General features: G+C 60.5%; 22 protein-coding genes and 2 tRNA genes. 5 read left to right on the top strand and 19 right to left on the bottom strand.

Translation table 11 applies throughout. The annotated features are described in order from the left end of the window. Window positions 1-45: 45 nt before the first annotated feature. From rplI to rnr, 6 genes are all read right to left on the bottom strand, one after another. Window positions 46-492 carry a 50S ribosomal protein L9 gene (gene rplI, locus POF45_RS18945; protein WP_008035347.1) on the bottom strand — a complete coding sequence of 149 codons (447 nt, stop codon included), beginning with the start codon at window positions 490-492 and terminating at the stop codon, window positions 46-48. 19 nt (window positions 493-511) lie between these two features. Further along, on the bottom strand, window positions 512-1,405 hold the full coding sequence (locus tag POF45_RS18940) for a YybS family protein (RefSeq protein ID WP_259498783.1): 894 nt from the start codon (window positions 1,403-1,405) through the stop codon (window positions 512-514). Window positions 1,406-1,441: 36 nt separating this feature from the next. Next, complete coding sequence (rpsR, locus tag POF45_RS18935) at window positions 1,442-1,672, bottom strand: 30S ribosomal protein S18 (RefSeq protein ID WP_002551829.1); 231 nt, start codon at window positions 1,670-1,672, stop codon at window positions 1,442-1,444. Window positions 1,673-1,700: 28 nt separating this feature from the next. Next, window positions 1,701-2,123, bottom strand: a complete 423-nt coding sequence (gene rpsF / locus POF45_RS18930; protein WP_007939579.1) for a 30S ribosomal protein S6 — start codon at window positions 2,121-2,123, stop codon at window positions 1,701-1,703. Window positions 2,124-2,440: 317 nt separating this feature from the next. Continuing rightward, on the bottom strand, window positions 2,441-3,202 hold the full coding sequence (gene rlmB, locus POF45_RS18925) for a 23S rRNA (guanosine(2251)-2'-O)-methyltransferase RlmB (RefSeq protein ID WP_259498778.1): 762 nt from the start codon (window positions 3,200-3,202) through the stop codon (window positions 2,441-2,443). Then, window positions 3,199-5,835, bottom strand: a complete 2,637-nt coding sequence (gene rnr / locus POF45_RS18920; RefSeq protein WP_259498776.1) for a ribonuclease R — start codon at window positions 5,833-5,835, stop codon at window positions 3,199-3,201. Before rnr ends, rlmB begins: the two co-directional genes overlap by 4 nt. Window positions 5,836-6,061: 226 nt before the next feature. Here rnr and POF45_RS18915 point away from each other — a divergent pair. The 4 genes from POF45_RS18915 (at window position 6,062) to POF45_RS18900 (ending at window position 9,310) form a co-directional block, all read left to right on the top strand. Next, window positions 6,062-6,148 (top strand) — tRNA-Leu (locus tag POF45_RS18915). A gap of 165 nt (window positions 6,149-6,313) precedes the next feature. Further along, window positions 6,314-6,400, top strand: a tRNA-Leu gene (locus POF45_RS18910). A 334-nt stretch (window positions 6,401-6,734) separates the two neighbouring features. Further along, window positions 6,735-7,745 (top strand): extracellular solute-binding protein, encoded by a 1,011-nt coding sequence (locus tag POF45_RS18905; RefSeq protein ID WP_282316398.1) that lies wholly within the window; start codon window positions 6,735-6,737, stop codon window positions 7,743-7,745. Then, window positions 7,745-9,310 carry an ABC transporter permease gene (locus POF45_RS18900; RefSeq protein WP_259498773.1) on the top strand — a complete coding sequence of 522 codons (1,566 nt, stop codon included), beginning with the start codon at window positions 7,745-7,747 and terminating at the stop codon, window positions 9,308-9,310. The genes POF45_RS18905 and POF45_RS18900 overlap by 1 nt, the downstream gene beginning before the upstream one ends. 123 nt (window positions 9,311-9,433) lie before the next feature. On the opposite strand, the gene POF45_RS18895 is transcribed toward POF45_RS18900, so the two are convergent. From POF45_RS18895 to POF45_RS18840, 12 genes are all read right to left on the bottom strand, one after another. Next, entirely contained in the window at window positions 9,434-11,368 is a 1,935-nt protein-coding gene (locus POF45_RS18895) for a methyl-accepting chemotaxis protein (RefSeq protein WP_259498772.1), read from the bottom strand. Between the two features lie 149 nt (window positions 11,369-11,517). Continuing rightward, window positions 11,518-12,810: an adenylosuccinate synthase gene (locus tag POF45_RS18890; protein WP_259498770.1), complete on the bottom strand. Its 1,293-nt coding sequence runs from the start codon at window positions 12,808-12,810 to the stop codon at window positions 11,518-11,520. Window positions 12,811-12,864: 54 nt separating this feature from the next. Beyond that, complete coding sequence (locus tag POF45_RS18885; RefSeq protein ID WP_259498768.1) at window positions 12,865-14,052, bottom strand: ATP phosphoribosyltransferase regulatory subunit; 1,188 nt, start codon at window positions 14,050-14,052, stop codon at window positions 12,865-12,867. Between the two features lie 317 nt (window positions 14,053-14,369). Continuing rightward, window positions 14,370-15,239 carry a protease modulator HflC gene (gene hflC / locus POF45_RS18880; RefSeq protein ID WP_259498766.1) on the bottom strand — a complete coding sequence of 290 codons (870 nt, stop codon included), beginning with the start codon at window positions 15,237-15,239 and terminating at the stop codon, window positions 14,370-14,372. Then, on the bottom strand, window positions 15,239-16,408 hold the full coding sequence (gene hflK, locus POF45_RS18875) for an FtsH protease activity modulator HflK (RefSeq protein WP_282316397.1): 1,170 nt from the start codon (window positions 16,406-16,408) through the stop codon (window positions 15,239-15,241). The genes hflC and hflK overlap by 1 nt, the downstream gene beginning before the upstream one ends. A 96-nt stretch (window positions 16,409-16,504) precedes the next feature. Beyond that, window positions 16,505-17,806 (bottom strand): ribosome rescue GTPase HflX, encoded by a 1,302-nt coding sequence (gene hflX, locus POF45_RS18870; RefSeq protein ID WP_259498762.1) that lies wholly within the window; start codon window positions 17,804-17,806, stop codon window positions 16,505-16,507. 12 nt (window positions 17,807-17,818) lie between these two features. Further along, entirely contained in the window at window positions 17,819-18,079 is a 261-nt protein-coding gene (gene hfq, locus POF45_RS18865; RefSeq protein ID WP_007902656.1) for an RNA chaperone Hfq, read from the bottom strand. Window positions 18,080-18,175: 96 nt separating this feature from the next. After that, window positions 18,176-19,147 (bottom strand): tRNA (adenosine(37)-N6)-dimethylallyltransferase MiaA, encoded by a 972-nt coding sequence (gene miaA, locus POF45_RS18860; RefSeq protein ID WP_282316395.1) that lies wholly within the window; start codon window positions 19,145-19,147, stop codon window positions 18,176-18,178. After that, window positions 19,147-21,057: a DNA mismatch repair endonuclease MutL gene (gene mutL / locus POF45_RS18855; RefSeq protein ID WP_431978609.1), complete on the bottom strand. Its 1,911-nt coding sequence runs from the start codon at window positions 21,055-21,057 to the stop codon at window positions 19,147-19,149. The genes miaA and mutL overlap by 1 nt, the downstream gene beginning before the upstream one ends. Further along, complete coding sequence (locus tag POF45_RS18850) at window positions 21,054-22,484, bottom strand: N-acetylmuramoyl-L-alanine amidase (RefSeq protein WP_282316394.1); 1,431 nt, start codon at window positions 22,482-22,484, stop codon at window positions 21,054-21,056. Before POF45_RS18850 ends, mutL begins: the two co-directional genes overlap by 4 nt. After that, a complete protein-coding gene (gene tsaE / locus POF45_RS18845) occupies window positions 22,485-22,955 on the bottom strand; it encodes a tRNA (adenosine(37)-N6)-threonylcarbamoyltransferase complex ATPase subunit type 1 TsaE (RefSeq protein ID WP_259498760.1) in 471 nt (156 codons plus the stop codon). It abuts the gene before it with no gap. Beyond that, a complete protein-coding gene (locus POF45_RS18840) occupies window positions 22,943-24,442 on the bottom strand; it encodes an NAD(P)H-hydrate dehydratase (protein ID WP_282316393.1) in 1,500 nt (499 codons plus the stop codon). Before POF45_RS18840 ends, tsaE begins: the two co-directional genes overlap by 13 nt. A gap of 63 nt (window positions 24,443-24,505) precedes the next feature. On the opposite strand from POF45_RS18840, the gene queG reads away from it, so the two are divergent. Then, window positions 24,506-25,570 (top strand): tRNA epoxyqueuosine(34) reductase QueG, encoded by a 1,065-nt coding sequence (gene queG / locus POF45_RS18835; RefSeq protein ID WP_282316392.1) that lies wholly within the window; start codon window positions 24,506-24,508, stop codon window positions 25,568-25,570. 6 nt (window positions 25,571-25,576) lie between these two features. Here queG and POF45_RS18830 read toward each other — a convergent pair whose 3' ends face one another. After that, window positions 25,577-26,188: a trimeric intracellular cation channel family protein gene (locus POF45_RS18830; protein ID WP_259498756.1), complete on the bottom strand. Its 612-nt coding sequence runs from the start codon at window positions 26,186-26,188 to the stop codon at window positions 25,577-25,579. Between the last annotated feature and the right edge of the window lie 44 nt (window positions 26,189-26,232).

Below are 26,232 nucleotides of genomic sequence, written 5' to 3'. Positions count from 1 at the left end.
ATGTTACCGACAAGCACCCGAGGGTGCCAGCCGATCAAGTGTTGCTTAAGCTGCTACCACGACAACGCGTACGGTGGCTTCAACTTCGGCGTGCAGGTGCACGGCTACGTCGAATTCGCCTACGTTGCGGATGGTGCCGTTCGGCAGACGAACTTCGCTTTTTGCAACTTCAACGCCAGAGGCGGTCAGTGCATCAGCGATGTCGTGAGTACCGATCGAACCGAACAGCTTGCCTTCGTCACCAGCGGTGGCAGTGATAGTCACTTCCAGCTCAGCCAGTTGGGCGGCACGGCTTTCAGCCGAAGTTTTACGGTCTGCTGCGGCTTTTTCCAGCTCAGCGCGACGCTCTTCGAACGCTGCCAGGTTGGCAGGGGTCGCAGCGGTGGCTTTGCCGTAAGGCAGCAGGTAGTTACGACCGTAACCAGCCTTAACGTTCACTTTGTCACCCAGGTTGCCCAGGTTGGTGACTTTTTCCAGAAGGATCAGTTGCATGTGAAAATCCTCTTAACTTTTAACCTTCACCGTTCGCGTTATCGGCGTCTTTCGGCGCCAGACGACCGCGAAAATCAATCAGGCTGTCGACGATGGCCAAGACCACCAGCAACGGATAGATCAGCTGCATGAACAGCAACAGCGTCACGTACAACCCCACCAGCCAGAATCCGGCCAGTCGCTTTTGTGCCACCAGCCCGTGAATCAGGGCCAGCCCGGCGAACACCAACGGTACACTGCACAACGGCGTCAACATGGCCATCTGTGGACCGAAGTTCGGCCCCAGCAGCATCAACGCCAGCAGCAACATCGCTGGTAAAAGCGGGATTCGGATGGCGCGAAACTCGCGACCAAAACCACCCGGGTTGTACAACAACGCCTGCCAGTAGCGCCCGACAATCAGGCTCAGCACACTGACGATTTGCAACAAAGCCGCAATCAGGCCGGTCAGGACCGGTGCAATCAGGGACGCAAAATGCGCTTGCTCGTCTACCGACAACTTCTGGTAGACATCACCGAGTAGCGACGGCATGACCTTTATCAAGGCCTGCGCCAGCATCTCGATTTGGGGAGCATAAGCAGTCCCCAGCACCACCGAAAACACCACTCCCATCGCTATGCTGACCAGCAGCACGCGGTTCCAGGACTCGCTTGCGCGCAAAACCAACGCAAGGCTCGAAGACCCCAGCAGCACCAGAAGTGCACGTGGATCATCGAACTTCAGCCACCAGATCAATGCCGGCAGCAGTCCCAGAGCAAGAACGCCAAGAGCGTCCTTCAATCCGCGCCGCAGGAGCACAAGGCATCCGGCAGCAGCACCCAACCAATACAACAACGGCAATGCCGCGCATCCAGCCACTACGAGAGTGGCCTGCATACGGCCGCGCATGATGAACTCAGCTATGGCGCGCATGCATTCAATCCTTTGCTACGTGTCGACTGCCCGGTCTCAGCGGCCGTGGCTGTCGGTGTAGGCCAGCAGGGCCAGGAAGCGGGCGCGCTTGATAGCGGTGGCCAGCTGACGCTGATAACGAGCTTTGGTACCGGTGATACGGCTAGGAACAATTTTGCCGGTCTCGGATACGTAGGCTTTCAGAGTGTTGAGATCTTTGTAATCGATCTCTTTCACGTCTTCAGCGGTGAAGCGGCAGAATTTACGACGACGGAAGAAACGTGCCATTTGATAGGCTCCTTAAAAGGTCCGTGGATTACTCGTCAGCGTTATCGCTGTTGTCGCTGTCATCACTGTCAACGCCTTCGGCGTCGGAGTGCTCAGGACGGTCGCGACGCTCACGGCGCTCACTGCGGTTTTCTTCAGCCTTGAGCATCTCGGATTGGCCAGTAACGGCTTCTTCGCGACGGATGACCAGGTTACGGATCACTGCATCGTTGTAGCGGAAGTTGTCTTCCAGCTCGGCCAGGGCCTTGCCAGTGCACTCAACGTTCAGCATCACGTAGTGAGCCTTGTGAACATTGTTGATTGCGTAGGCCAGTTGACGACGGCCCCAATCTTCCAGACGGTGGATTTTGCCGCCGTCTTCTTCGATCAGCTTGGTGTAACGCTCTACCATGCCGCCGACTTGCTCGCTTTGATCCGGGTGGACCAAAAAGATGATTTCGTAATGACGCATGAATGCTCCTTACGGGTTGTAGCCTGCCGCTCAAAAGCGGTCAGACAAGGAGTGAATGACACTAATGGACTTGCGGACGCTAGACACGTTGGTGCCTGCCATCACAGCAAGGGGCGCAATTGTAGAGAAGGGACGGGAGAGGTGCAAGGCAATTGGTGATTATTTGAACAGCTGGTTCATACCACCCATCTTTGCCCCACCACAAACCACTGTGGGAGCGGGCGTGCTCGCGAATGCGGAATCACATCCAACCTATTTGCTGAATGAGACTGCGCTTTCGCGAGCAAGCCCGCTCCCACATTTGGATCGTGTACGACTCAGGACTTCTTGGTGACAGCCTTGACGCTACGCTGGCGCTGGGCCTCGAACAGGCACACGCCGGTCGCTACCGACACGTTCAGGCTGCTGACGCTGCCTGCCATCGGCAAGTGCACCAGGTAGTCGCAAAGATCGCGAGTCAGGCGACGCATGCCGCTGCCTTCGGCGCCCATGATCAGGATGGTTGGCCCGGTCATGTCATGCTGATACAGGCTCTGCTCGGCCTCGCCCGCCGTACCGACAACCCACAGGCCGCGCTGCTTGAGTTTTTCCAGGGTGCGCGCCAGGTTGGTCACGGCCACCAGGGGAATCACTTCCGCTGCGCCACAGGCGACTTTGCGTACGGTCGGGGTCAGGGTGGCTGACTTGTCCTTCGGCACGATCACCGCCAGTGCGCCGGCCGCATCGGCCGAGCGCAGGCAAGCGCCCAGGTTGTGCGGATCGGTCACGCCGTCGAGCACCAGCAGCAGCGGTGCACCGTCGGTGCGATCAAGCAGCTCGTCGAGCATCGCCTCGCCCCAGACCTGGCTCGGACTCACGTCCGCCACCACGCCCTGGTGTACACCTTCAACCCACGCATCCAGCTCGCGACGCTCGGCATTGCCAACGGCCACGCGGTTTTCGTTGGCCAGTTCGATCAGCGTTTGCACACGCGGATCGCTGCGGCCTTCGGCCAGCCAGATCTGCTTGACGCGTTTAGGGTGATGGCGCAACAGCGCCTCTACGGCGTGCACGCCGTAGATTTTTTCCAGCTGACTCATGACTTGGCCTTTGGTTTACGCGCCCCGCCACTTTTGGCTGGAGCCGAGCCCGCTTTCGGCGGGCCTTTACGGTGTTTGCTCGGTTTGGCTGGCTTGCCGCCGGAGGCCTTTTCAGGCGCCGACCGCCCGGCCTTTCCCCCAGACGCCGCTTTACCACCGCTTTTTGCTTCAGACAGCAACGCCTGTTTCATTTCGCGGCTTTTGCGCAGCTCGGCATTTTTTGCCGCGGCATCGCTCGGACGATAGGCTTCGACAGCCTTCTCCTTGGCAGGGCGACGACCGGTTTTCGCCGGCGCCGGCTCTGCTGCGGTTTTGGCAGTAGAAGCGGCAGGTGCCGACGTTTCAGCTCCGCGCTTCTTGCGGCCGATTGGCGCGCTGATGGTCTTTTCAGCCATCTCGAAGTCGATCTTGCGCTCGTCGAGGTCAACGCGCATCACGCGCACTTCAACGGTATCGCCCAAACGGAAGCTGCGACCGGTGCGCTCACCGGCGAGGCGGTGGTGCACAGGATCGAAGTGGTAGTAATCACCCGGCAGCGCGGTGACGTGCACCAGGCCTTCGACGTAGATATCGGTCAGCTCGACGAACAGGCCAAAACCGGTCACGGCGGTGATCACACCCGGGAACGACTCGCCCACGCGGTCCTTCATGAACTCGCACTTGAGCCAGTTCACGACGTCGCGGGTCGCTTCGTCGGCGCGGCGCTCGCTCATTGAGCACTGCTCGCCGAGTTGCTCCAGCGCTGCTTCGTCGTACGGATAGATGCGCGCTTTCGGAATCGTCATCGCACCGGCACGGCGAACGTGCGGGGTGTCCTGTTTCGAGTGGATCACGCTACGGATCGCCCGGTGCGTGAGCAGGTCCGGGTAGCGGCGGATCGGCGAAGTGAAGTGGGTATAGGCTTCGTAATTCAGGCCGAAGTGGCCCTGGTTATCGGCGCTGTACACCGCCTGACTCAACGAACGCAGCATGACGGTCTGGATCAGGTGGAAATCCGGACGATCCTTGATGCTTGCCAGCAAGGCCTGATAATCCTTCGGCGACGGGCCGTCCTTGCCTTTGTGCAGGGACAGCCCGAGCTCGCCGAGGAAGGCGCGCAGTTTTTCCAGACGCTCCGGTGGCGGACCATCGTGGACGCGATACAGCGCCGGAATTTCGTGCTTTTTCAGGAATTCAGCGGTGGCCACGTTGGCCGCCAGCATGCATTCCTCGATCAGCTTGTGCGCGTCGTTACGGGTGGTCGGACGGATTTCTGCAATCTTGCGCTCGGTCCCGAAGATGATTCGGGTTTCCTGCGTTTCGAAATCGATCGCGCCACGTACGTGACGAGCGGCCAGCAGCACTTTGTAAAGTGCGTAAAGCTGCTTGAGGTGCGGAACCACATCACTGTACTCGCCACGAAGCTGACGCGCCTCGGTCACTTTCGGCGTTTCCAGCATCGCGCTGACCTTGTTGTAGGTCAGACGGGCATGGGAGTGAATCACCGCTTCGTAGAAGCAGTAGTCGGTCATCTCGCCAGACTTGGAGATGGTCATCTCGCACACCATGGCCAGACGATCAACCTGGGGATTGAGCGAGCACAGGCCGTTGGACAGTTGCTCAGGCAGCATCGGAATCACGCGCTCGGGGAAGTACACCGAGTTGCCGCGAACCTGAGCTTCGTTGTCCAGCGCCGAACCGAGCTTCACGTAGCTGGAGACGTCGGCAATTGCCACGTACAACTTCCAGCCGCCGGAGAACAGGCGCAGCTTGCCCGGACGGGCTTCGCAGTAGACCGCATCATCGAAGTCGCGAGCATCTTCGCCGTCGATGGTGACGAACGGCAGATGGCGCAGGTCGATGCGCTTCTCTTTGTCCTTTTCCTCGACTTCAGGCTTGAGCTTGGCGGCTTCCTTGAGCACAGCCTCGGGCCAGACGTGCGGGATATCGTAGGTGCGCAGGGCAACGTCGATTTCCATGCCCGGTGCCATGTAGTTACCCACCACTTCAACCACGTCGCCTTGCGGCTGGAAGCGTGGCGTCGGCCAGTGAGTGATCTTCACTTCGACGAACTGACCGACCTGGGCATTGGCGTTACGGCCCGGGGTGACCAGCACTTCCTGCTGGATCTTCGGGTTATCGGCGACAACGAAGCCGATACCGCCCTCTTCGAAGTAGCGCCCGACGATGCTCTCGTGAGCACGGGACACCACTTCAACGATCACGCCTTCGCGGCGACCGCGACGATCCAAACCGGAAACACGGGCCAGGGCACGGTCGCCGTCGAACACCAGACGCATTTGCGCCGGGCTCATGAACAGGTCGTCACTGCCGTCGTCCGGGATCAGGAAGCCGAAACCGTCACGGTGACCGCTGATGCGGCCCAGGATCAGGTCGAGCTTGTCTACCGGCGCGTACGTGCCGCGACGGGTATAGATGAGCTGAGCATCGCGCTCCATGGCGCGCAGGCGGCGGCGCAGGGCTTCGATCTGGTCTTCTGTGGTCAGACCAAACTCTTCGACCAGTTGCTCGCGGTTAGCAGGCGAACCTCGATCAGCAAGGTGCTGAAGGATCAGTTCGCGGCTAGGAATAGGGTTTTCATATTTTTCCGCTTCACGAGCGGCCTCGGGATCGAGGGACTGCCAATCGGCCATTAGAGAGTTTTCACCTTGTCTATATGCGGGTTAGTTTGGCATAGGCGTAATGAAACGGGAAATTTCACTCTGTGAAGCCCCTTCTAAAGCCCTTTATCGACACCGCAACGTTGATTTAAAGACCGCTGGGAACATTTTCCAATTTTTTTCGACGACAGGGGTTTACAGTTAAAAAGGCGCTCCGTATAGTGCGCGCCATCGACAACGCAGACGCGCTGCCGATGCTGCCCAGATGGTGAAATTGGTAGACACGCCAGCTTCAGGTGCTGGTGACCGCAAGGTCGTGGAAGTTCGAGTCTTCTTCTGGGCACCAATTTCGAGCTTGAGATTAGATCAATTTCAAGGCTCACACAAAAACCCGCGAAAGCGGGTTTTTGCATTATAAGCGTCTGATTTATTAAAATTAAATCAGGGGTTTACAGATCAAAAAGCTCTCCGTATAGTGCGCCACATCAACAGCGGCAACGCTGAAGATTATGCCCAGATGGTGAAATTGGTAGACACGCCAGCTTCAGGTGCTGGTGACCGCAAGGTCGTGGAAGTTCGAGTCTTCTTCTGGGCACCAATTCAAATTCAAGGTTTCGGCCTTGGATTTCACAAAAACCCGCGAAAGCGGGTTTTTGCGTTTCTGGCCTGAAAAAATCCTTCGGCACCGCTTTTTTGTGGCGAGGGAGCTTGCTCCCGCTGGGGTGCGAAGCGGCCCCCTCCCCCTCCCGATAAACCTTATGATCCGGTTTTACGACTGCTTCGCAGCCGAACGGGAGCAAGCTCCCTCGCCACAAAAGCCCGCACTAGCCACCTTCGGCCAACCCTCTACCAGCCCGCAAGGCGCACTTGAGAAACAATATCGTTTATCATTGTTGCAAGTTTTTGCAATGCGACAGTGAGGAACCCTGCGAATGATGTTTCGAAATACCCTGCGCCGCGGCCTGACCATCACCCTGCTCGGCCTGACACTCGCCACTCCCCTCGCCCAGGCCGCCGATCCGGTTTCCCTGACGCTTTACAACGGTCAACACAAGGAAGTCGGCGACGCCGTCGCCAAGGCCTTCGAGGCCAAGACCGGCATTCACGTCAATGTGCGCAAAGGCAGCAGCAACCAGCTCGCCAGTCAGGTCGTCGAAGAAGGCAACCGCTCCCCCGCCGACGTGATCTACACCGAAGAATCGCCACCGCTGAACAAACTCGGCGAACAAGGCCTGCTGGCCCAGACCGACGCCACCACCCTCGCCGTCCTGCCCAAAGAGTACGTGGCCGGCAATGGCACCTGGATCGGCGTTACCGCCCGGGTTCGCGTGGTCGCCTTCAACCCGAAACTGATCGATGAAAAGGACCTGCCCAAGTCGGTGATGGAGTTTTCCGATCCCAAATGGCAAGGCAAGGTCGGCTTCGTGCCTACCAGCGGCGCATTCCAGGAGCAGGCCGTTGCCATCATCAAGGTGCATGGGATGGATGCCGCCGAAGAATGGCTGACCGGCTTGCGCGCCTTCGGCAAGGTCTACAGCAACAACATGGTCGCCCTCAAAGCCGTGGAAAACGGCGAAGTCGCCACCGTGCTGGTGAACAACTATTACTGGTTCGCCTTGCAGCGCGAAAAGGGCCAGCTCGATTCGAAATTGCATTACTTCACTGGCGGCGACGTCGGTGGGCTGATCACGGTTTCCAGCGCTGCCGTGTTGAAATCCAGCAAACATCCAAAAGAAGCCCAGCAACTGCTCGCCTACATGGCCAGCGAAGAAGGTCAGCGCGTGATCACCCAGACCACCGCCGAATACCCGCTGCACAAAGGCATGGCATCGGATCGCGGGCTCAAGCCGTTCAGCGAACTGGAAGCGCCGAAAGTCACGCCAGCCGACCTCGGCAACGCCGAAGAAGCCCTGGACCTGGAACGTGACGTTGGCTTGAACTGATGAGCGCATCGTTATCCGCCCCCGCCGTGCGCGGGGGTTATGTGCCCCGGCGCAAACGGCCGTCCGTCTGGCTGTTGCTGCCGGTGTTGCTGCTGGTGGTCCTGAGCTTGCTGCCACTGGCGTATGTCGGGCTCAAGACCTGGCAGGCTGGCTGGGCCGAGGCGCTGCACCTGTTGTGGCGGCCTTATGTGTTCGGGCTGCTGCGCAATACGCTGGCGCTGATGCTCGGCGTGACGCTGGCCTGTGGCGTCATCGGTCTGTCATTGGCCTGGCTGCTGGAGCGCAGCAACCTCAAGGGACGGCGGCTGTGGGGCGTGATTCTGTGCCTGCCGTTCGCGGTGCCGGCGTTTGTCAGCAGTTTTACCTGGGTGTCGCTCAGCGCACATTTCGAAGGCCTGGGCGGCGCAATCCTGGTGATGACCCTGTCCAAATACCCACTGGTGTTTCTGCCGGTGGCGGCCACCCTGCGCAATCTTGATCCATCCCTGGAAGAGTCTGCCCGCACGCTGGGGCAAAACCGCTGGGGCGTGTTTTTCACAATCACCCTGCCGTTGCTCTGGCCGTCGCTGCTCGCCGGGTCGCTGCTGATTGCGCTGCACATGCTGGTCGAGTTCGGCGCGCTGTCGATCATCGGCTTGCAGACGTTCACCACGGCTATCTATCAGCAGTTCGAACTGGAATTCAGCAACGCCAACGCGGCGATGCTGTCAGCCGTGCTGCTGGCGCTGTGCCTGATGCTGCTGTGGCTGGAACTGCGGGTGCGCGGCAAGGGCCGACACGTGCGCACCGGCCAGGGTGCGGCGCGTCGTGCCGAGCAGGTACACCTCGGACCTTGGGCGGGGGCCGGGCAGGTTTACTGCCTGGCGCTGGCGATCATCGGCAGCGGCATTCCACTGGGGATGCTCGCGTACTGGCTGGCGGTGGGTTCGTCGGCGGCATTCCCGGTGGCGGCGATCAGCGAGGCGCTGCTGTCGTCGCTGGCACTGTCGCTGGGTGGCGCCGCGCTGTGCCTGGTGCTTGCGGTGCCGGTGGGTTTGCTGGTGGTGCGTTACAAAGGCCAACTGGCGATCTGGGCCGAGCGCCTGCCTTATCTGCTGCATGCCCTGCCGGGACTGGTGATTGCGCTGACGCTGGTGTATTTCGCCCTGCATTACGTGCCGGCGCTGTATCAGACATCAGCCTTGCTGCTGATCGCTTATGCGTTGTTGTTTCTGCCGCTGGCTCAGGCGCCGATTCGTACCGCACTGAACAAGGCGGCGCCACAACTGGAAGAGGCAGCCCGAACGCTGGGCGCTTCGTCGTTCAGTGCGTTTTGCCGAGTGACGCTGCCGATTATCTTCCCCGCGTTGGGCGCGGCGTTTGCGCTGGTGTTTCTGGATGCGATGAAGGAGCTGACGGCGACATTGCTGCTGAGTCCGACCGGGCTCAATACGCTGGCTACCGAGGTCTGGGCGCATACCGCGAATGTGGAGTTTGCGGCGGCGGCGCCTTATGCGGCACTGTTGATTCTGGTGTCGGGGCTGCCGGTCTATTTGCTGACGACGCGGATGTATTTGAGCCGCTGACATCGCCTTCGCGAGCAGGCTCGCTCCCACATTTGATTTAGGCATTCACAAAATTTGTGCCTACCATCAATCACTGTGGGAGCGAGCTTGCTCACGAAGAGGCCCGATCAAACGAAGAAATTTCTAAGCCCTGAACTGGCCCAGGCTCGCCTTCAACTGCGCCGCCAACCCATCCAGTACCTTGCCACTGGCCGTGGTTTCCACCACCGCTTGAGCGGCCTTCTCGGCCTGGGCATGAATCGTCTCGACTCGCCCGCGCACCGCCTGCGCCCCTTGCGCCTGATGCGCCGCGGCCTGAGTCGCCAGGCCAATTGCCGCATGCACTTGCTCGACCGACACCTGCACCGACTGCTGCAACCGCGCACTGTCACGCAGCACCAGCAAGCCTTCGCTGGCCTGACGTCCCGCCTGACCAATCGCCGCCACCGCCTCGCGTGCGCCCTGCTGCAACGCAACGATGTGCGCCTGAATGTCGCCCGTTGAACTCTGGGTCTTGCTCGCCAATGCCCGCACCTCGTCGGCCACCACGGCAAAGCCGCGACCGGTCTCACCCGCCCGCGCCGCTTCGATGGCCGCGTTCAGCGCCAGCAGGTTGGTTTGCTCGGCGATGCCATGAATGACCGTCAGCACCACTTCAATCTGTTCACTTTGCTGCGCCAGGCGCTCGATGACCTTCGCGCCGGTGTCGACCTGCCCGGCCAATGCTTCGATCAGGCTGCCGACCTTGGCCGACGTCCGGGTGTTCTCGTCGGTGGCCTGACGAATATCCACCACCTGCTGTAATGCCGCCTGCATGGCATGACTTTCCGACTGCGCCTCGTCCGCCATTTGCGACAGCGCACGCAGGCTCTCGGCCACTTCATCACGCTGCATACCGGCCGCCGCGTCGGCACCGGCGTTGCGCAAGGTCATGGCGCCGATTTCCACGCCGGTACGCTGGGCCACATCGCCTGCCTCGCGCACGATTGGCTGCAACTTATCCACAAAGCGATTGACCGCCGAAGCCATGTCACCGATTTCATCCTTGCTGTTGATTTGCACGCGCTTGGTCAGATCGCCCTCACCCGCCGCCAGGTCATCCATGGCCGCAATCAGCATTTTCAAGCGATTGACCACGCGACGCCCCAACACCACAGCCAGCAGCAACAGCACGCCAAACCCGACCAACGCCAGGCCCAGGCCGATGCGCCAGCGCAAGGTGCCCGCCGCTTCCTGCACGGTGCTGGTGGTGTTGGCTTTCATTTCAGACGCCGTGGACTGTGCCGACTGCAAGCGCGAGCGCATCGCCGTGGCGCTATCGGCCGCCGCACCTTTGAGGCTGTCGCCGACCAGTTGATCACTGCTGGCGATCAGCGCCGAGAAGCGCTTGTCCAGCGCCGCCAGATCGGTTTCCACCGAGGCGGTGGACACCCCCATCAATACCTTGCCAATTTCTACGCCGTTGGGGCTGATCGAGGCTTCGAGGTAGTAAACCGACGGATCGTTCTTCGCCGCATCCAGCACCTTGTCCAGTGCGCGCTCACCCTGACCTTTATCCAGAAGCGCCTTGTTGATCGGGTTTTCCCGGTTCAGGTAGCGCGTCAGGTGTTGGCCGGTAGCGTCGTCATAGACGACGAACAGCACGTTGGGATTGCGCTGGGCACGACGGGCGAACTCCGAGAGCGTCGGCACATCGTTGTCCCACATCGCCCGAGGGGCGACCGAGGCCAACAGCTGGGCCATGTCGTTGGCCGAATCCTTGAGGTCTTTTTCCAGCGTCGCGCGCAATTGCGCCTGTTCGTCCTTCAGGCGCGAGGACAAGCCGGCGGTGAGACGCGCACGCGTGTTGCTGGAAAGACTGTCGAGGCTCGACGTGACTTCACGCCCCGCCTGCTCCAGTTCGCCGGAGAGTTTCTGGCTATCGGCGCCCAGGCGCGTTCCCAAATCGGCTTCCAGCGCAGTCACCGTGCTCCGGGTCAGAGCAACAGCCACCAGCACCTGCACCAAAAGAGCGATACCAAGGGTAACGAACACCGGCCGCAATAGACGGCTTTGTAACAGTGAGAGAATGGCTGACACATGAAATCCCTCTGCTTTGGCGCCATTAAATTGATGGCACGCTGGAAGCGACGCTTTTATCAAGATCGCAGCAAAGGTCATGCCGTCCTACAGGCATAAACGACAAAGGCCCCAATCAAGGGGCCTTTGTGTTTTACATCAACGACTTATTAAGCGAACGGGTGACGCAGAACGATGGTCTCGTTGCGGTCCGGGCCCGTCGAAATAATGTCAATCGGCGCGCCGACCAACTCTTCGACGCGTTTGATGTAGTTGCGTGCAGCTTGTGGCAGCTCTTCCAGGGTCTTGGCACCGAGGGTGGATTCGGTCCAGCCTGGCATCTCTTCGTACACCGGCTCCAGGCCGATGTAGCTGTCGGCGTCAGTCGGTGCGTCGATCACTGCACCATCCTGGTTCTTGTAGCCAACGCAGATGTTGATGGTTTCCAGGCCGTCCAGCACGTCCAGCTTGGTCAGGCACAGGCCCGAAATGCTGTTGACGTCGATGGCGCGACGCAGGATGACGGCATCGAACCAGCCGCAACGACGGGCACGACCGGTGGTAGCACCGAACTCGTGGCCACGCTTGGCCAGGAAGGCGCCAACGTCGTCGAACAGTTCAGTCGGGAACGGGCCAGAACCTACACGAGTGGTGTAGGCCTTGGTGATGCCGAGGATGTAGTCCAGGAACATCGGACCCACGCCCGAACCGGTCGCGATGCCGCCAGCGGTGGTGTTGGAGCTGGTGACGTACGGGTAAGTACCGTGGTCGATGTCCAGCAACGAACCCTGGGCGCCTTCGAACATGATGTCTTTGCCAGCGCGACGCAGGTTGTGCAGCTCAGCGGTGACGTCGAGCATCATCGGCTTCAGCAGCTCGGCGTATTCCATGCACTCGTCGAGCGTCTTCTGGAAGTCGATTGCCGGCTCTTTGTAGTAATTGACCAGGACAAAGTTGTGGTAATCCAGCAACTCGCCCAGCTTGGCGGCGAAGCGTTCACGGTGGAACAGATCACCGATGCGCAGACCGCGACGAGCAACCTTGTCTTCGTAAGCCGGGCCGATGCCGCGACCGGTGGTGCCGATCTTCAGCTCGCCACGGGCCTTTTCACGCGCCTGGTCCAGCGCAACGTGGTAGGACAGGATCAGCGGGCAGGACGGGCTGATACGCAGGCGCTCACGCACCGGTACGCCTTTCTCTTCCAGCTTGGTGATTTCCCGCAGCAGAGCGTCGGGTGCAACCACCACGCCATTGCCGATCAGGCACTGCACGCCTTCGCGCAGCACGCCCGAGGGGATCAGGTGCAAGACGGTTTTTTCGCCATCGATGACCAGGGTGTGGCCAGCGTTGTGGCCACCTTGGTAGCGCACTACGGCGGCAGCATGTTCGGTCAGCAGATCAACGATCTTGCCTTTGCCCTCATCACCCCATTGGGTGCCCAGGACTACGACATTCTTACCCATAACACTTGTCCTCATTCGCGCAAACTTGGTGCCGGCAGCCGCCGGCAGGAAAACTCAAGAAGCCAGCGGCAATACTTGCCAAAGCCCGTTCTGCTGAATCAATTGCCGGTCGCAGTCCGCATCACGGGCGGCGGCCAAAGGTTGCCCAGGCAATGCCTGGACGACACGCTGACCCTCACTGCGCAACTGGCAAACCTGCTGCCAGAGTGCCGCATCCGTACTGTCAGGCATCCAGATACCGCCAGACGGTAGCTCGATTTCAGCACGCCCCAGGGTCACCAGGGTTTTCAAATCGGTGGAGAAGCCCGTCGCCGGACGCGCGCGACCGAAGTCGGCGCCGATGTCGTCGTAACGACCGCCTTGGGCGATGGACTGGCCAACACCCGGTACGAACACCGCGAACACCACACCGGTGTGGTAGTGATAGCCGCGCAACTCGCCCAGGTCGAAGTAAAGCGGCAACTCCGGAAAACGCGTGGACAGACGGTCGGCAATCGCCAACAAGTCTTCCAGTGCCGCCAGTACTGGCGCCGGCGCATTGGCCAGACGCTCACGGGCAGCACTCAATACTTCACGACCGCCACACAGGTCGACCAACGCTCGCAGCATGCCCGACAACTCGGCAGGCAAGCCTTCGGTCAAGATAATGACCTCGTCGATGGCCTTGCGTTGCAACGCATCGAACAACTGCTGTTCCACTTCACCGGACAAACCGGCAGCGCGGGCCAGGCCACGGTAGATGCCGACATGACCGAGGTCCATGTGCACATCCGGCACGTCGGCCAGTTGCAGCATGGCCAGCATCAGGCTGATGACTTCAACGTCGCTGCTCGGGCTGGCGTCACCGTACAACTCGGCGCCCAACTGGATCGGGCTGCGCGAGGACGACAAGGCACGCGGCTGGGCATGCAGCACACTGCCGGCATAGCACAGACGGCTCGGGCCTTCGCGACGCAGGGTGTGCGCATCAATGCGCGCCACTTGCGGCGTGATGTCGGCACGGAAACCCATCTGCCGGCCCGACTGCGGGTCGATGACCTTGAAGGTACGCAGATCCAGGTCCTGGCCCGCGCCAGTCAGCAGGGATTCCAGGTACTCGATATGGGGAGTCACGACAAACTCGTAACCCCAGCTCTGGAACAGATCCAACACCTGGCGGCGCGCAACTTCAATGCGCGCAGCCTCAGGTGGCAGTACTTCTTCGATGCCATCTGGCAGCAGCCAGCGGTCTACCGTTGCCATTACGCCATTCCCCTATGATCCGGGCGGCCAGCCTCTGGGCGAGCCTTGAGTGAAGCAGAAAATGCTCGGCTCATGCGTATAAAACCACGCGCATGAACAACAGGGCGAAAAGCCTTAAACCGGCTTCGCCAATCACTTTCCTCGAAAAATCTGTCGAGCCGTTCAGCTCGATGTCTTGCACAAAAAACCGCAATCAAACGTGCAGACGCAAAAAAGCCGGGAATTTCCCGGCTGCCGCATCATACACACGTTTTCCCAAAGGATCACCCTGCCCGAGGTTTTAGCTGCCGGGCGGGGTGATTCAGGTCAACGCTGTATCAAGGTTTGGCTTTTTCCAGGTAACGGAAGAAGTCGCTGCTTGGGTCGAGGACCATGACGTCGGTTTTGTTCGCGAAGCTTTCACGGTAGGCGCGCAGGCTACGGTAGAACCCGTAGAACTCCTGATCCTGGCCGTAAGCCTTGGAGTAGATCGCAGCAGCCTGGGCATCACCATCACCGCGAACCTCTTCGGATTCACGATAGGCTTCAGCCAGCAGCACGCGGCGTTGACGATCGGCGTCGGCACGGATGCCTTCTGCCAGCTCGTTACCCTTGGCCCGGTGCTCGCGAGCTTCACGCTCACGCTCGGTGCTCATACGTTCGAACACGCTGCGGTTCACTTCTTTGGGCAGGTCGATGGCCTTGACCCGAACATCGACGACTTCGATGCCCAGCTCTTTTTCCGCCATCTTGTTCAGCGAGGCGGTGATGTCAGCCATCAGCGCGTCACGTTCACCGGATACCACTTCGTGCAGCGTGCGTTTACCGAACTGGTCACGCAGGCCCGATTCCAGACGACGGGACAGACGTTCGTCAGCAATCTGCTTGAGGCCGGACGTCGCGGTGTAGAAGCGCTCGGCATCTTTCACGCGCCACTTGGCGAAGGCATCGACCATGACGGCTTTCTTTTCCAGCGTCAGGAAGCGTTGTGTCGGTGCATCCAGCGTCATCAGGCGTGCGTCGAATTTACGCACTTGGTTAACGTAAGGCACTTTCACATGCAGGCCCGGCTGAACGTCAGCCTGGACCACGCGACCGAATTGCAGCAACACCGCACGCTCGGTCTGAGCCACGATGTAGAAGCAGTTCCAGCCCACCAGTACCACAACGACGCCAACAATCAGGGCGATCAGCGATTTATTGCTCATCAGCGGGTCTCCCTTGTGCGTGTTTGCGGCAGGTCAGTGACATGCGGCGCGACATCCGTGTTGTTGGTGGCGGCGGCCGAACCGGTTACCGGCGCATTAGCGCCCGAACCATTCTGGATCATCTTGTCCAGCGGCAAGTACAGCAGATTGCTCTGGCCATTCTTGTTGCCGGTCACGAGAACCTTGCTGGTGTTGGTGAAGACTTCCTGCATGGTGTCCAGGTACAGACGCTGGCGGGTCACTTCAGGGGCCTTGCGATACTCGGCTACCAGCTTGGTGAAGCGATCAGCCTCACCCTTGGCACGGGAGACGGTCTCGTCACGGTAACCATTGGCATCCTCGAGGATGCGCTGGGCCTGACCACGGGCTTCCGGCACGACGCCGTTGGCATAGGTTTCAGCCTGGTTGCGCGAACGCTGCTCGTCTTCACGGGCACGGATCACGTCATCGAAGGCTTCCTGGACTTCACGCGGTGCCGCTGCGTTCTGAACGTTGACCTGGGTAACGGTGATACCGGTGCGATAGGTGTCGAGGAAGCGTTGCAGACGCTCCTTGATCTCGCTGGCCATCAATTCACGACCTTCGGTCAGTACCTGGTCCATGGCGGTGGAACCCACCACATGGCGCAAGGCGCTGTCGGTCGCTTGCTGCAGGCTGATTTCCGGCTGATCGACGTTCAGCACGAAATCCTGCAGGTTGCTGATCTTGTACTGCACGGTCAGCGGCACTTCGACGATGTTCTCGTCTTCGGTCAGCATCTGGCCCTGCTTGGTGTACGAACGCTCACGCGTCACGTTTTCCATGTACTTCTTGTCGATCGGCGGGAAGTAGATGTTCAGGCCCGGGCCGACAGTCTCGTAGTACTTGCCGAAGCGCAGCACCACGGCTTGCTCCTGCTCGTCGACCACATAAACCGCGCTGTACAGCCACACAGCCGCGAGCACGACCAGGCCGATGCCGAGCAGGCCGCCGAAGCCGCCACTCTTGCCCGAACCACCGCCGTCATCACCACGTTTTTTACCACCACCGAACAACCCGTTCAGGCTTTCCTGCAGCTTTCGGAAGGCCTCGTCGAGATCCGGTGGTCCCTTGCGGTCGCCGTTATTGCGGCGCTTGCCACCCCAAGGATCCTGATTATTCGAGTTGCCACCCGGCTCATTCCAAGCCATAGCGCTCTCCATCTGATAAAGCAAAGACGCACCCACGGCGCGCCGACCAATGCTACAGAATGCCTGTCACCACGGCACAACCGCTTTCTCAGGCTTTTATTGCAAAGTGTGTTGCTCGATGAAGTCCATCGGTTGCAAACCTTCGCGGCTCACCAGTCGATTCAACTCGACTCGTGGCAAGCGAACGGCCAGCAGGCAGACGCCTTCTTCGTCGTGTTCTTCTTTCTGCACCGCACCGAGTTCGAAAAACTGCGCACGCAGTCGAGCAAAGCGTTGCGGCAAGCGCAAGGTCCCCACGAACAAATCACCGCCGAGCAACTCGGCAATGGCTTGCTCGAGCAATTCCAGACCACTTCCATCACGCGCCGACAGCCAGACCCGTTGGGGCTTGCCGTTTTCGTCGCGCTGGATTTGTGGCTCAACGCCTTCAAGCAAATCGAGTTTGTTGTATACCTCGAGGATCGGCAAGTCTTGCGCCCCGATCTCGCCGAGGACCACCATCACCTGCTCGATCTGCAACATGCGATCCGGTTCGGCCGCATCGATCACGTGCAACAGCAGGTCTGAGTTGCTCGACTCTTCGAGCGTAGACCGAAATGCCTCGACCAGTTTGTGCGGCAAGTGGCGTATGAAACCCACAGTGTCGGCCAGGACGATCGGCCCCAGGTCGTCGAGTTCCAGACGGCGCAAGGTCGGGTCCAGCGTGGCAAACAACTGGTCAGCCGCGTACACGTCGGATTTCGTCACGTTATTGAAGAGCGTGGATTTGCCGGCGTTGGTATACCCCACCAGCGATACGGTAGGAATATCCGCACGCGTACGGCCGCGTCGCGACTGTTCGCGCTGACTGCGTACTTTTTCCAGCCGGCCCTTGATCTGTCGCAGGCGAACCCGCAGCAAACGGCGGTCGGTTTCCAACTGGGTTTCACCCGGGCCACGCATACCGATACCGCCACCTTGACGCTCAAGGTGGGTCCAGCCACGAACCAGCCGGGTGCTCATGTGGTCAAGCTGGGCCAGTTCTACCTGGAGCTTGCCTTCATGGGTACGGGCACGTTGGGCGAAAATATCGAGAATCAGACCGGTACGGTCGATCACGCGACACTCGAAAACACGTTCGAGGTTACGTTCCTGACTGGGCGTGAGGATGTGATTGAAAATCACCAGATCTACCTGTTCGGCTTTGACCAGGTCGCGTAATTCCTCGACCTTGCCGCTGCCAATCAGGTATTTGGCGGTTGGCCGATGACGCGGCACGTTAAAAAACGCAACGGTCTCGGCGCCGGCCGAATTAGCCAACTCCTGAAACTCCTGCGGATCTTCGCGCGCCTCAGGGTCCTGTCCATCCAAGTGAACGAGGATCACTCGTTCACCACCACCGTGGCGCTCAAAGAACAAAGGAGACTCCTATCAGGCGTTACCTGGCTCAGCGTCACCTGCTTCGGATTCGGTTGCGCTAGGCAGACGAATTGGACGAACCGGCACCACTGTAGAGATAGCGTGTTTGTAAACCATCTGGCTGACGGTGTTTTTCAGCAGGATGACGAACTGGTCGAACGACTCGATCGTGCCTTGCAGTTTGATACCGTTGACCAGATAGATGGAAACCCCAACTTTCTCTTTACGTAAAGTATTCAAGTAAGGGTCTTGTAGCGAATGCCCTTTTGACATGTGCCGCACTCCTTTAAGGATTCAATAATAAAAAATAAGGTAATTCAGATGGCTTTGGCCGTCACACCCCCAAGGATAGACGGCAATTGCAAGGACTCAGCTCAATATGGAGATGGTCCCGAGGTATTTCAAGGCGCGTGGCAGATTGTCGCAATCGAGGCTGTCCAACCAATGCAGATCAGCCCAACTGCGCAGCCAGGTGAACTGGCGCTTTGCCAATTGGCGCGTGGCAATGACTCCACGCTCCTGCATCTCGGCTGACGTCAGCTTGCCATCCAGGTAATCCCAGACTTGTCGATATCCCACAGCACGTATAGACGGCAACCCGGCATGCAGGTCACTTCGCTTACGCAGGGCTACGACCTCGTCGATGAATCCCTGTTCCAACATATTTGTGAATCTTTGTTTAATGCGCTCGTGCAGTACCTGACGATTTGCCGGAGCGATAGCCAAGTTCGCGACAGTATAGGGCAAATGTTGCAGTCCCGAAGCGGCTGCTTCAGTACTTTGCGCATATTGTTGCAAGCGTAGCTCGGTCATGCTCTGACCGCTCACCCGATAGACTTCCAGCGCCCGACTCAGGCGCTGGGGGTCGTTGGGGTGAATGCGTGCTGCCGATACCGGGTCAATGACTGCCAATTGATCGTGCAGGGCTTGCCAGCCGAGGCGTGCAGCCTCTTCTTCAATTTGCGCACGGACGTCTGCATCCGCTGCCGGCATGTCCGCCAGACCGTCAATCAAGGCCTTGTAATAGAGCATCGTGCCGCCCACCAGCAGCGGGATTTTGCCCCGCGCGGTGATGTCAGCCATGGCTTCAAGCGCGTCGCGACGAAAATCGGCTGCCGAATAGCTTTGTGCCGGGTCGAGAATATCGATCAGACGGTGCGGAAACTCGGCCAGCAGTTCTTTGGACGGTTTCGCGGTGCCGATGTCCATGCCACGGTAGACCAGCGCCGAATCGACGCTGATCAGCTCGCAAGGCAGGACTTTGGTCAGTTCGATGGCCAGGTCGGTCTTGCCCGCTGCAGTTGGGCCCATCAGGAAAATGGCAGGTGGGAGCTGGCTCATCAACGACCGCGCAAGAACAGTTTGTCCAGATCGTCCAGGCCCAGTTGGGTCCAGGTCGGTCGGCCATGGTTGCATTGACCGCTGCGTTCGGTGTTTTCCATGTCCCGCAGCAGGCCGTTCATTTCCGGCAGGGCCAGGCGGCGGTTGGCGCGAATAGCGCCGTGGCAGGCCATGGTGCCGAGCAGTTCGTTCAGGTGGGCCTGAATCCGGTCGCTGGAGCCGTACTCCATCAGGTCGGCCAGCACGTCGCTGACCAGACGGTTGGCTTCAGCCTGCTTGAGCAACGCCGGAATCTGCCGAATGGCCAGGGTTTCCGGGCCGAGGCGCTGCAACTCGAAGCCCAGACGCTGGAACCACGCGACGTGTTCTTCAGCGCAATCGGCTTCACGCTGGCTGACCGCCAGGGACTCCGGCACCAGCAGCGGCTGGCCGCTCAGACCTTCGCTGGCCATGGCGATTTTCAAACGTTCATACATGATCCGCTCGTGGGCGGCGTGCATGTCCACCAGCACCAGGCCCTGAGCGTTCTCCGAGAGTATGTAGATGCCCTTGAGCTGCGCCAGCGCATAACCCAGCGGCGGAATATCGTCCTGCCCTGCCGGAAGCGCGACCGCGTTGGCTTCTGGCAGAGGCGCGAAGAATTCACGATACGCCGCCTGAGCCTCGGCGGCGGGAACACCCGACTGAGGGCGTGGCGTGTACTGATATTGGTAACCGGCGCCAGCGCCAGAACCTGCCGGCGCATTGAAAGACGGTTGCCCTTGAGGCTGCTCCAGCAGTGCATTGGCCGCCAGACGCATTTCACCCTGGGGCCCGAACTCACCGGCGTCGATGCCGGTCGGTCGAACAATGGCCGTCGCCACTGGCGCCGCCAGATGGTCTTCCGGGCGCACATCGCCCAAGGCACGGTGCAAGGTGCCGTACAGGAAATCGTGGACCATGCGCCCGTCACGGAAGCGCACTTCGTGCTTGGTCGGGTGCACGTTGACGTCAACGCCCGCCGGATCGACTTCGAAAAACAGCACGAACGTCGGATGCCGGCCATTGAACAACACGTCGCGATACGCCTGACGCACCGCATGGGCCACCAATTTGTCGCGTACCGCACGGCCATTCACAAAGAAATACTGCAAGTCCGCCTGACTGCGATTGAACGTCGGCAAACCGACCCAGCCCCACAAATGCAGACCATTGCGCTCGATTTCGATCGGCAGCGCCTGCTCCAGGAAACCCGAGCCGCAGATCGCTGCCACACGCCGGGCACGGGCCGCGTCATCATGGGCTTCGTGCAGGCTGAGGATGGTCTTGCCGTTGTGGCGCAGATGGAACGCCACGTCAAACCGTGCCAAGGCCAGGCGCTTGATCACTTCTTGCAGGTGATCGAATTCGGTTTTCTCGGTCTTGAGGAATTTGCGTCGCGCCGGGGTGTTGAAAAACAGGTCGCGCACTTCCACCGAAGTGCCCACCGGGTGGGCCGCCGGTTGCACGCGAGGCGCCATGTCCCGGCCTTCGGTCTCGACCTGCCAGGCCTGATCGGCATCCTTGGTGCGCGACGTCAGGGTCAGACGTGCCACGGAGCTGATCGACGCCAGCGCCTCGCCGCGAAAGCCCAGGCTCATCACCTGTTCCAGGTCTTCGAGATTACGAATCTTGCTGGTGGCGTGTCGCGCCAGCGCCAGCGGCAGGTCATCGGCAGAAATTCCGCTGCCATCGTCACGCACCCGCAGCAGCTTGACGCCGCCCTGTTCGACATCGACATCAATGCGCCGGGCACCAGAGTCGAGGCTGTTTTCCAGCAACTCCTTGATCACCGACGCCGGGCGCTCGACCACCTCACCCGCGGCAATCTGGTTCGCCAGTCGCGGGCTGAGCAGCTCGATACGAGCGCTGTTGTTCAGCATCTGATTCATTCCTTGGCCGCCAGCTCGGTGCCGGGGATGGTCAGGGTCTGGCCGATTTTCAGCTCATCGCTTTTCAGATTGTTGGCGCTGCGCAAAGTGGCCGGGGACACCTGATAACGCACGGCAATCATCGCCAGCGTCTCGCCCGGACTCACGCGGTGGTCGCGCGGCCCTTGGGCGATCTTGCCGGAGTCACGCAGCCAGGCGATGTAGGTGCCCGGTGGCGGATTCTGCTGGAAGAACTGGCGAACACCCGCGCTGATGGAGCGCGCGAGCGCCTGCTGATGGCTCGCACCGGACAACTTGTTCGCTTCATTGGCGTTGGAGATAAAGCCGGTTTCCACCAGGATCGACGGGATGTCCGGCGATTTCAGCACCATGAAGCCGGCCTGTTCCACCCGTTGTTTGTGCAACGGCGTGACGCGGCTGATGTTGCTCAAGACCTTCTGGCCAACATCCAGGCTGGAAGTCAGGGACGCGGTCATGGACAAGTCGAGCAGCACGCCGGCCAGCATGCGGTCCTTGTCGTCGAGGCTGACGCTGCCGGCACCACCGATCAGGTCGGAACGGTTTTCGCTGTCGGCCAGCCAACGGGCAGTCTCAGACGTCGCGCCGCGATCAGACAGGGCGAACACCGACGCACCGAAGGCCGCCGCAGACGGCGCTGCGTCGGCGTGGATCGAGACGAACAGGTCGGCGCCTTTCTTGCGGGCGATTTCGGTTCGGCCACGCAACGGAATGAAGTAGTCGCCGGTACGGGTCAATTCGGCGCGGTAGCCTTTCATGCCATTGACCTGACGCTGCAATTCGCGGGCGATGGCCAGTACCACGTCTTTCTCATGCTGGCCGCGAGAGCCCGAAGCGCCAGGGTCTTCACCGCCGTGACCGGCATCGATGACCACGACGATGTCGCGCTTGCCGGCCGGAGCAGGTGGCAGCTTCACCGGAGGATCGACTGGGGTGACCGGCACCGGGGCTACCGTCGCGACGTTGCTCGGCGGCGGCGGAATCGGGGCAGCCGCTTCGGCGCTGTCGAACAGGTCAACCACCAGGCGATTGCCGTACTGGGCATTAGGCGCCAGGACGAAGCTTTTCGGGGTGACGGCTTTTTTCAGGTCGATGACCACTCGCAGGTCGGTCGGCGTGCGTTGGGCCGAGCGCATCGCAGTAATCGGGGTATTGGCGGTATTGACCTTGAGCGGTGCGCCGAGGGTCGCGCCATTGATGTCGATGACCAGCCGATCCGGCGAAGTCAGGGTGAACACACTGTGCTGCACCGGGCCACTGAGGTCGAACACCAGTCGGGTGTTGTCCGGTGCCCGCCACAGGCGAACGCTGTTGACCTTCGAGTCGGCCACAGCGTCGACGGTTACCGCCAAAAGCAACAATCCTACGGCAGCTACCATCGCGCGAAAGCGCATACCTAACCCCATCATTTATTTGGATTCCAATGCCAAAGCGGCACACCACAACTCGCCACGCGAGCCCTGGGGCAAGATTTTCAGCGAACGCCCGCTGTCATGCGGGCTAATGGTAATGGTCAGGTCGGGCTTTGGCAAAAAGCCTGCACCTTTCTGGGGCCATTCGATCAGGCACAGGGCGTCATCTTCAAAGTAGTCGCGGATACCGAGGTACTCCAGTTCCTCCGGATCGACCAGTCGATAGAGATCGAAATGGAAGGCGCGGATCTCGCCAATTTCATACGGTTCGACCAGGGTGAAGGTCGGACTCTTGACCGCGCCGACATGCCCCAGCCCGCGGATAATGCCACGCGACAGCGTGGTCTTGCCCGCCCCCAGGTCGCCCTCGAGAAATATCAGACCGTGCCCTGCAGTGGTTTGCGCGATACGCGCACCAAATGCCGTCATCGCCTCTTCATCAGGCAGGTAAAGGGTTACTTCAGACACGGTGCTTGCTCCTCCAACAACTGACGAATGGCTGGAATCAGATCACTGGCCGCCAGCCCACGGCCCGATTTACCTTGTTGCGCGCCGGCATTGGCATGCAGCCAGACTGCCAGACACGCGGCCTCAAATGCATCCATACCTTGGGCGAGTAGCGCACCAACCAGACCGGCCAGCACGTCGCCCAGACCGGCAGTGGCCATCGACGGATGGCCCTGATGACACAGCGCCAGACGTCCATCCGGGCTGGCGATCAGGCTGCCGGCGCCTTTGAGAATCACCACCGCTGCGTATTTTTCGCTCAATGCATGGGCGGCAGCCGGACGATCGGCCTGCACCTCGGCGGTCGTCATGCCCAGCAAGCGCGCCGCTTCGCCGGGATGCGGGGTGATGATGCAATCCTTCGGCAAGCTCACGCTACCGGTGGCCAGCATGTTCAGCGCATCCGCGTCCCAGACTTGCGGCAACGGCGCATTGGCAGCGGCGGACAGCAGACTGCGCCCCCAGCCAGCCTGCCCCAGCCCCGGACCAACCACCAGCACCGTCGCCTTCTCCAGCAGCCCCATCAACTGGTTCGCCGACGAAGCGCCCAACACCATCGCCTCGGGCAACCGCGCCAGTGCGGCCGGAATGTGTTCGCTGCGCGTGGCCACCGAAACCATGCCCGCACCACTGCGCAGGGCACTTTGCGTACTGAGCAGGATCGCACCGCCGAAACCGCGATCACCGCCGATCAGCAACACATGGCCGAACTTGCCTTTGTGCGACGTAGGCGGACGCGGGGCAAGGCGCGGCAGATTAGCGACCGTCAGACGCAGCGCGCTGCTGGCAGCCATTTCAAGCAACTGCGGATCGGCGTGCAGGTCGTTGAATACCAGATTGCCCACCACATCCGCCGCATCGCCGGTAAACAGTCCCAGCTTCAAACCGATGAACGTCACCGTCAGATCAGCCCGCACACCGTGACCGAGCAGACAACCGGTATCGGCACACAGCCCCGATGGAATATCCACCGCCGCCACGGGCAGGCCGCTGGTGTTGATCGCGTCGATGGCGCTGGCAAAGGGCTCACGCACTTCGCCACTGATACCGGTGCCCAGCAAGGCATCAAGCACGATGCCGCTCAGCGTCGACTGCGCCGTCCAAGCCTCAATGGAAACTTTTTCTGACACGGCCTCGGCATGGGCCAACGCGGCATCGCCCTGCAAACGCTGGGGATCGCCCACCGCCAGCACCCGCACCGCCCACCCGGCACGTCGGGCCAGCACCGCCACCAGATAACCGTCGCCGGCGTTGTTGCCATGCCCCGCCATCACGCTCAATTCGCGGCCCGCAGGCCACTGACGAACCAGCGCCCGCCACGTCGCACGCGCCGCCCGCTGCATCAATTCGAAGCCCGATGTGCCGGCCGCGATCAGCCTTGCATCGAGCCCGCGCACTTGCGCGGCGCTATACAGCGCGTCGGGTAAATCATCTTTAGTGTGCGGCATGCGTCTTCGGGCTCCGATGTCTGGCAGAATTATACGCACCTCAGCTCCGGTTTCTCTCGTCTCATGCCCGCTATTACCACAGACCTGCCCGCCCTCGCCCAATCCATCAAGGACTGGGGCCGCGAGCTGGGCTTTCAGCAAGTCGGCATCAGCGGCCTGGACCTGGCCGAGCATGAACAGCATCTGCAACGCTGGCTCGACGCCGGCTACCACGGCGAAATGGAATACATGGGTGCCCACGGCAGCAAACGCTCGCATCCGGACGAGCTGGTGCCAGGTACCTTGCGCGTGGTGTCCCTGCGCATGGACTACCTGCCGGGCGACACGCAAATGGCGCAATTGCTGGCCCAACCGGAAAAAGCCTACGTATCGCGTTATGCCTTGGGCCGCGATTACCACAAATTGATCCGTAAACGCGTGCAACAACTGGCAGAAAAAATTCAGGCGGTGATCGGCCCGTTCGGCTACCGCGCCTTTGTCGACAGCGCCCCGGTGCTGGAAAAGGCCATCGCCGAGAAGGCCGGCCTGGGCTGGATCGGCAAAAACACCCTGGTATTGAATCGCAAGGCCGGCAGCTATTTCTTTCTAAGCGAACTGTTCGTCGATCTGCCGCTGCCGGAAGACCCGCCTCACACCACCGAACATTGCGGACGCTGCACCGCCTGTCTGGACATCTGCCCGACCAACGCCTTCGTCGGCCCGTACGTACTGGATGCAAGGCGCTGCATTTCCTACCTGACCATCGAACTCAAAAGCGCGATCCCCGAAGAGTTGCGGCCACTGATCGGCAATCGGGTATTTGGTTGCGATGACTGCCAGATCGTCTGCCCGTGGAACCGCTTCGCCCGCCCGTCGGGAGAAAGCGACTTCAAGCCAAGGCACAACCTGGACAACGCCGAACTGGCTGAGTTGTTCATGTGGGACGAGGACAGGTTTCTCAGCAGCACCGAAGGCTCGCCGTTACGCCGCGCCGGGTATGAACGCTGGCTGCGCAATCTGGCGGTGGGTCTGGGCAATGCGCCTTCAAGCATTCCGGTGCTGGAGGCGTTGAAGGCGAGGCGCGATTATCCGTCGGAGCTGGTGCGGGAACATGTCGAGTGGGCCCTGAAACAACACGGCCTGGCGTAGGGGGAGTCAAACCTCGTCGTTGTAGACGAACTTCGGCATTTCCCAGTGGAAACGTATCGCCAGCAGACGCAACAGGAAGCCACCAAACAGCGTGATCAGAATCGCCTGTTCACCGGGCAGTTGCAGGTAGATGCACAACATATAGCACCAGGCGGCCGCGAACGAGACGCTGGCATAGAGTTCGCGACGGAAAATCAGCGGGATGTCGTTGCAGAAGATGTCGCGCAAGATACCGCCGAACACCCCGGTGATTACGCCGCTGACCGAGGCCACCAGCATGCCGTGGCCCATTTCCAGTGCGGTCATGCAGCCGATCAGGGTAAACGCCACCAGACCGACGGCGTCGAGCACCAGAAACAGTGAGCGCAGATGGCGCATCCAGCGTGCAGCGAACACCGTGAACATCGCCGCGATCGTGGTCAGCACCAGGTATTCCGGGTGTTTGACCCAGGTCAGCGGGTAGTGGCCCAGCAGCACGTCACGCACCGAACCGCCGCCCAAGGCGGTAACGCAGGCGATCAGCACCACGCCAAACCAGTCCATGCCGCGACGTCCGGCAGACAAGGCGCCAGTCATGGCTTCAGCGGTAATGGCGATCAGATAAAGCATCAGCAACATGGCGGCGGTCCTGGCAGGAAGGCGCGCAGTCTAGCCATTTAGTC

Origin of the sequence: Pseudomonas fungipugnans, from assembly GCF_029955235.1 — a bacterium.
GTDB lineage: Bacteria > Pseudomonadota > Gammaproteobacteria > Pseudomonadales > Pseudomonadaceae > Aquipseudomonas > Aquipseudomonas fungipugnans.
The sequence above is the reverse complement of the archived record's forward strand: the minus strand, read 5'-3'. Positions and strand labels throughout refer to the sequence as shown.

Coding starts and splice junctions, on each gene's coding strand:
- POF45_RS18885 (WP_259498768.1), bottom strand. CDS start 14,052: ATGGCAACGGTAGACCGCTGGCTGCTGCCAGATGGCATCGAAGAAGTA.
- mutL (WP_431978609.1), bottom strand. CDS start 21,057: ATGAATCAGATGCTGAACAACAGCGCTCGTATCGAGCTGCTCAGCCCG.
- queG (WP_282316392.1), top strand. CDS start 24,506: ATGCCCGCTATTACCACAGACCTGCCCGCCCTCGCCCAATCCATCAAG.
- hflK (WP_282316397.1), bottom strand. CDS start 16,408: ATGGCTTGGAATGAGCCGGGTGGCAACTCGAATAATCAGGATCCTTGG.
- rpsF (WP_007939579.1), bottom strand. CDS start 2,123: ATGCGTCATTACGAAATCATCTTTTTGGTCCACCCGGATCAAAGCGAG.
- hflC (WP_259498766.1), bottom strand. CDS start 15,239: ATGAGCAATAAATCGCTGATCGCCCTGATTGTTGGCGTCGTTGTGGTA.
- POF45_RS18840 (WP_282316393.1), bottom strand. CDS start 24,442: ATGCCGCACACTAAAGATGATTTACCCGACGCGCTGTATAGCGCCGCG.
- POF45_RS18830 (WP_259498756.1), bottom strand. CDS start 26,188: ATGTTGCTGATGCTTTATCTGATCGCCATTACCGCTGAAGCCATGACT.
- POF45_RS18905 (WP_282316398.1), top strand. CDS start 6,735: ATGATGTTTCGAAATACCCTGCGCCGCGGCCTGACCATCACCCTGCTC.
- miaA (WP_282316395.1), bottom strand. CDS start 19,147: ATGAGCCAGCTCCCACCTGCCATTTTCCTGATGGGCCCAACTGCAGCG.
- rplI (WP_008035347.1), bottom strand. CDS start 492: ATGCAACTGATCCTTCTGGAAAAAGTCACCAACCTGGGCAACCTGGGT.
- POF45_RS18900 (WP_259498773.1), top strand. CDS start 7,745: ATGAGCGCATCGTTATCCGCCCCCGCCGTGCGCGGGGGTTATGTGCCC.
- hfq (WP_007902656.1), bottom strand. CDS start 18,079: ATGTCAAAAGGGCATTCGCTACAAGACCCTTACTTGAATACTTTACGT.
- rpsR (WP_002551829.1), bottom strand. CDS start 1,672: ATGGCACGTTTCTTCCGTCGTCGTAAATTCTGCCGCTTCACCGCTGAA.
- POF45_RS18890 (WP_259498770.1), bottom strand. CDS start 12,810: ATGGGTAAGAATGTCGTAGTCCTGGGCACCCAATGGGGTGATGAGGGC.
- POF45_RS18940 (WP_259498783.1), bottom strand. CDS start 1,405: ATGCGCGCCATAGCTGAGTTCATCATGCGCGGCCGTATGCAGGCCACT.
- POF45_RS18850 (WP_282316394.1), bottom strand. CDS start 22,484: ATGATGGGGTTAGGTATGCGCTTTCGCGCGATGGTAGCTGCCGTAGGA.
- rnr (WP_259498776.1), bottom strand. CDS start 5,835: ATGGCCGATTGGCAGTCCCTCGATCCCGAGGCCGCTCGTGAAGCGGAA.
- rlmB (WP_259498778.1), bottom strand. CDS start 3,202: ATGAGTCAGCTGGAAAAAATCTACGGCGTGCACGCCGTAGAGGCGCTG.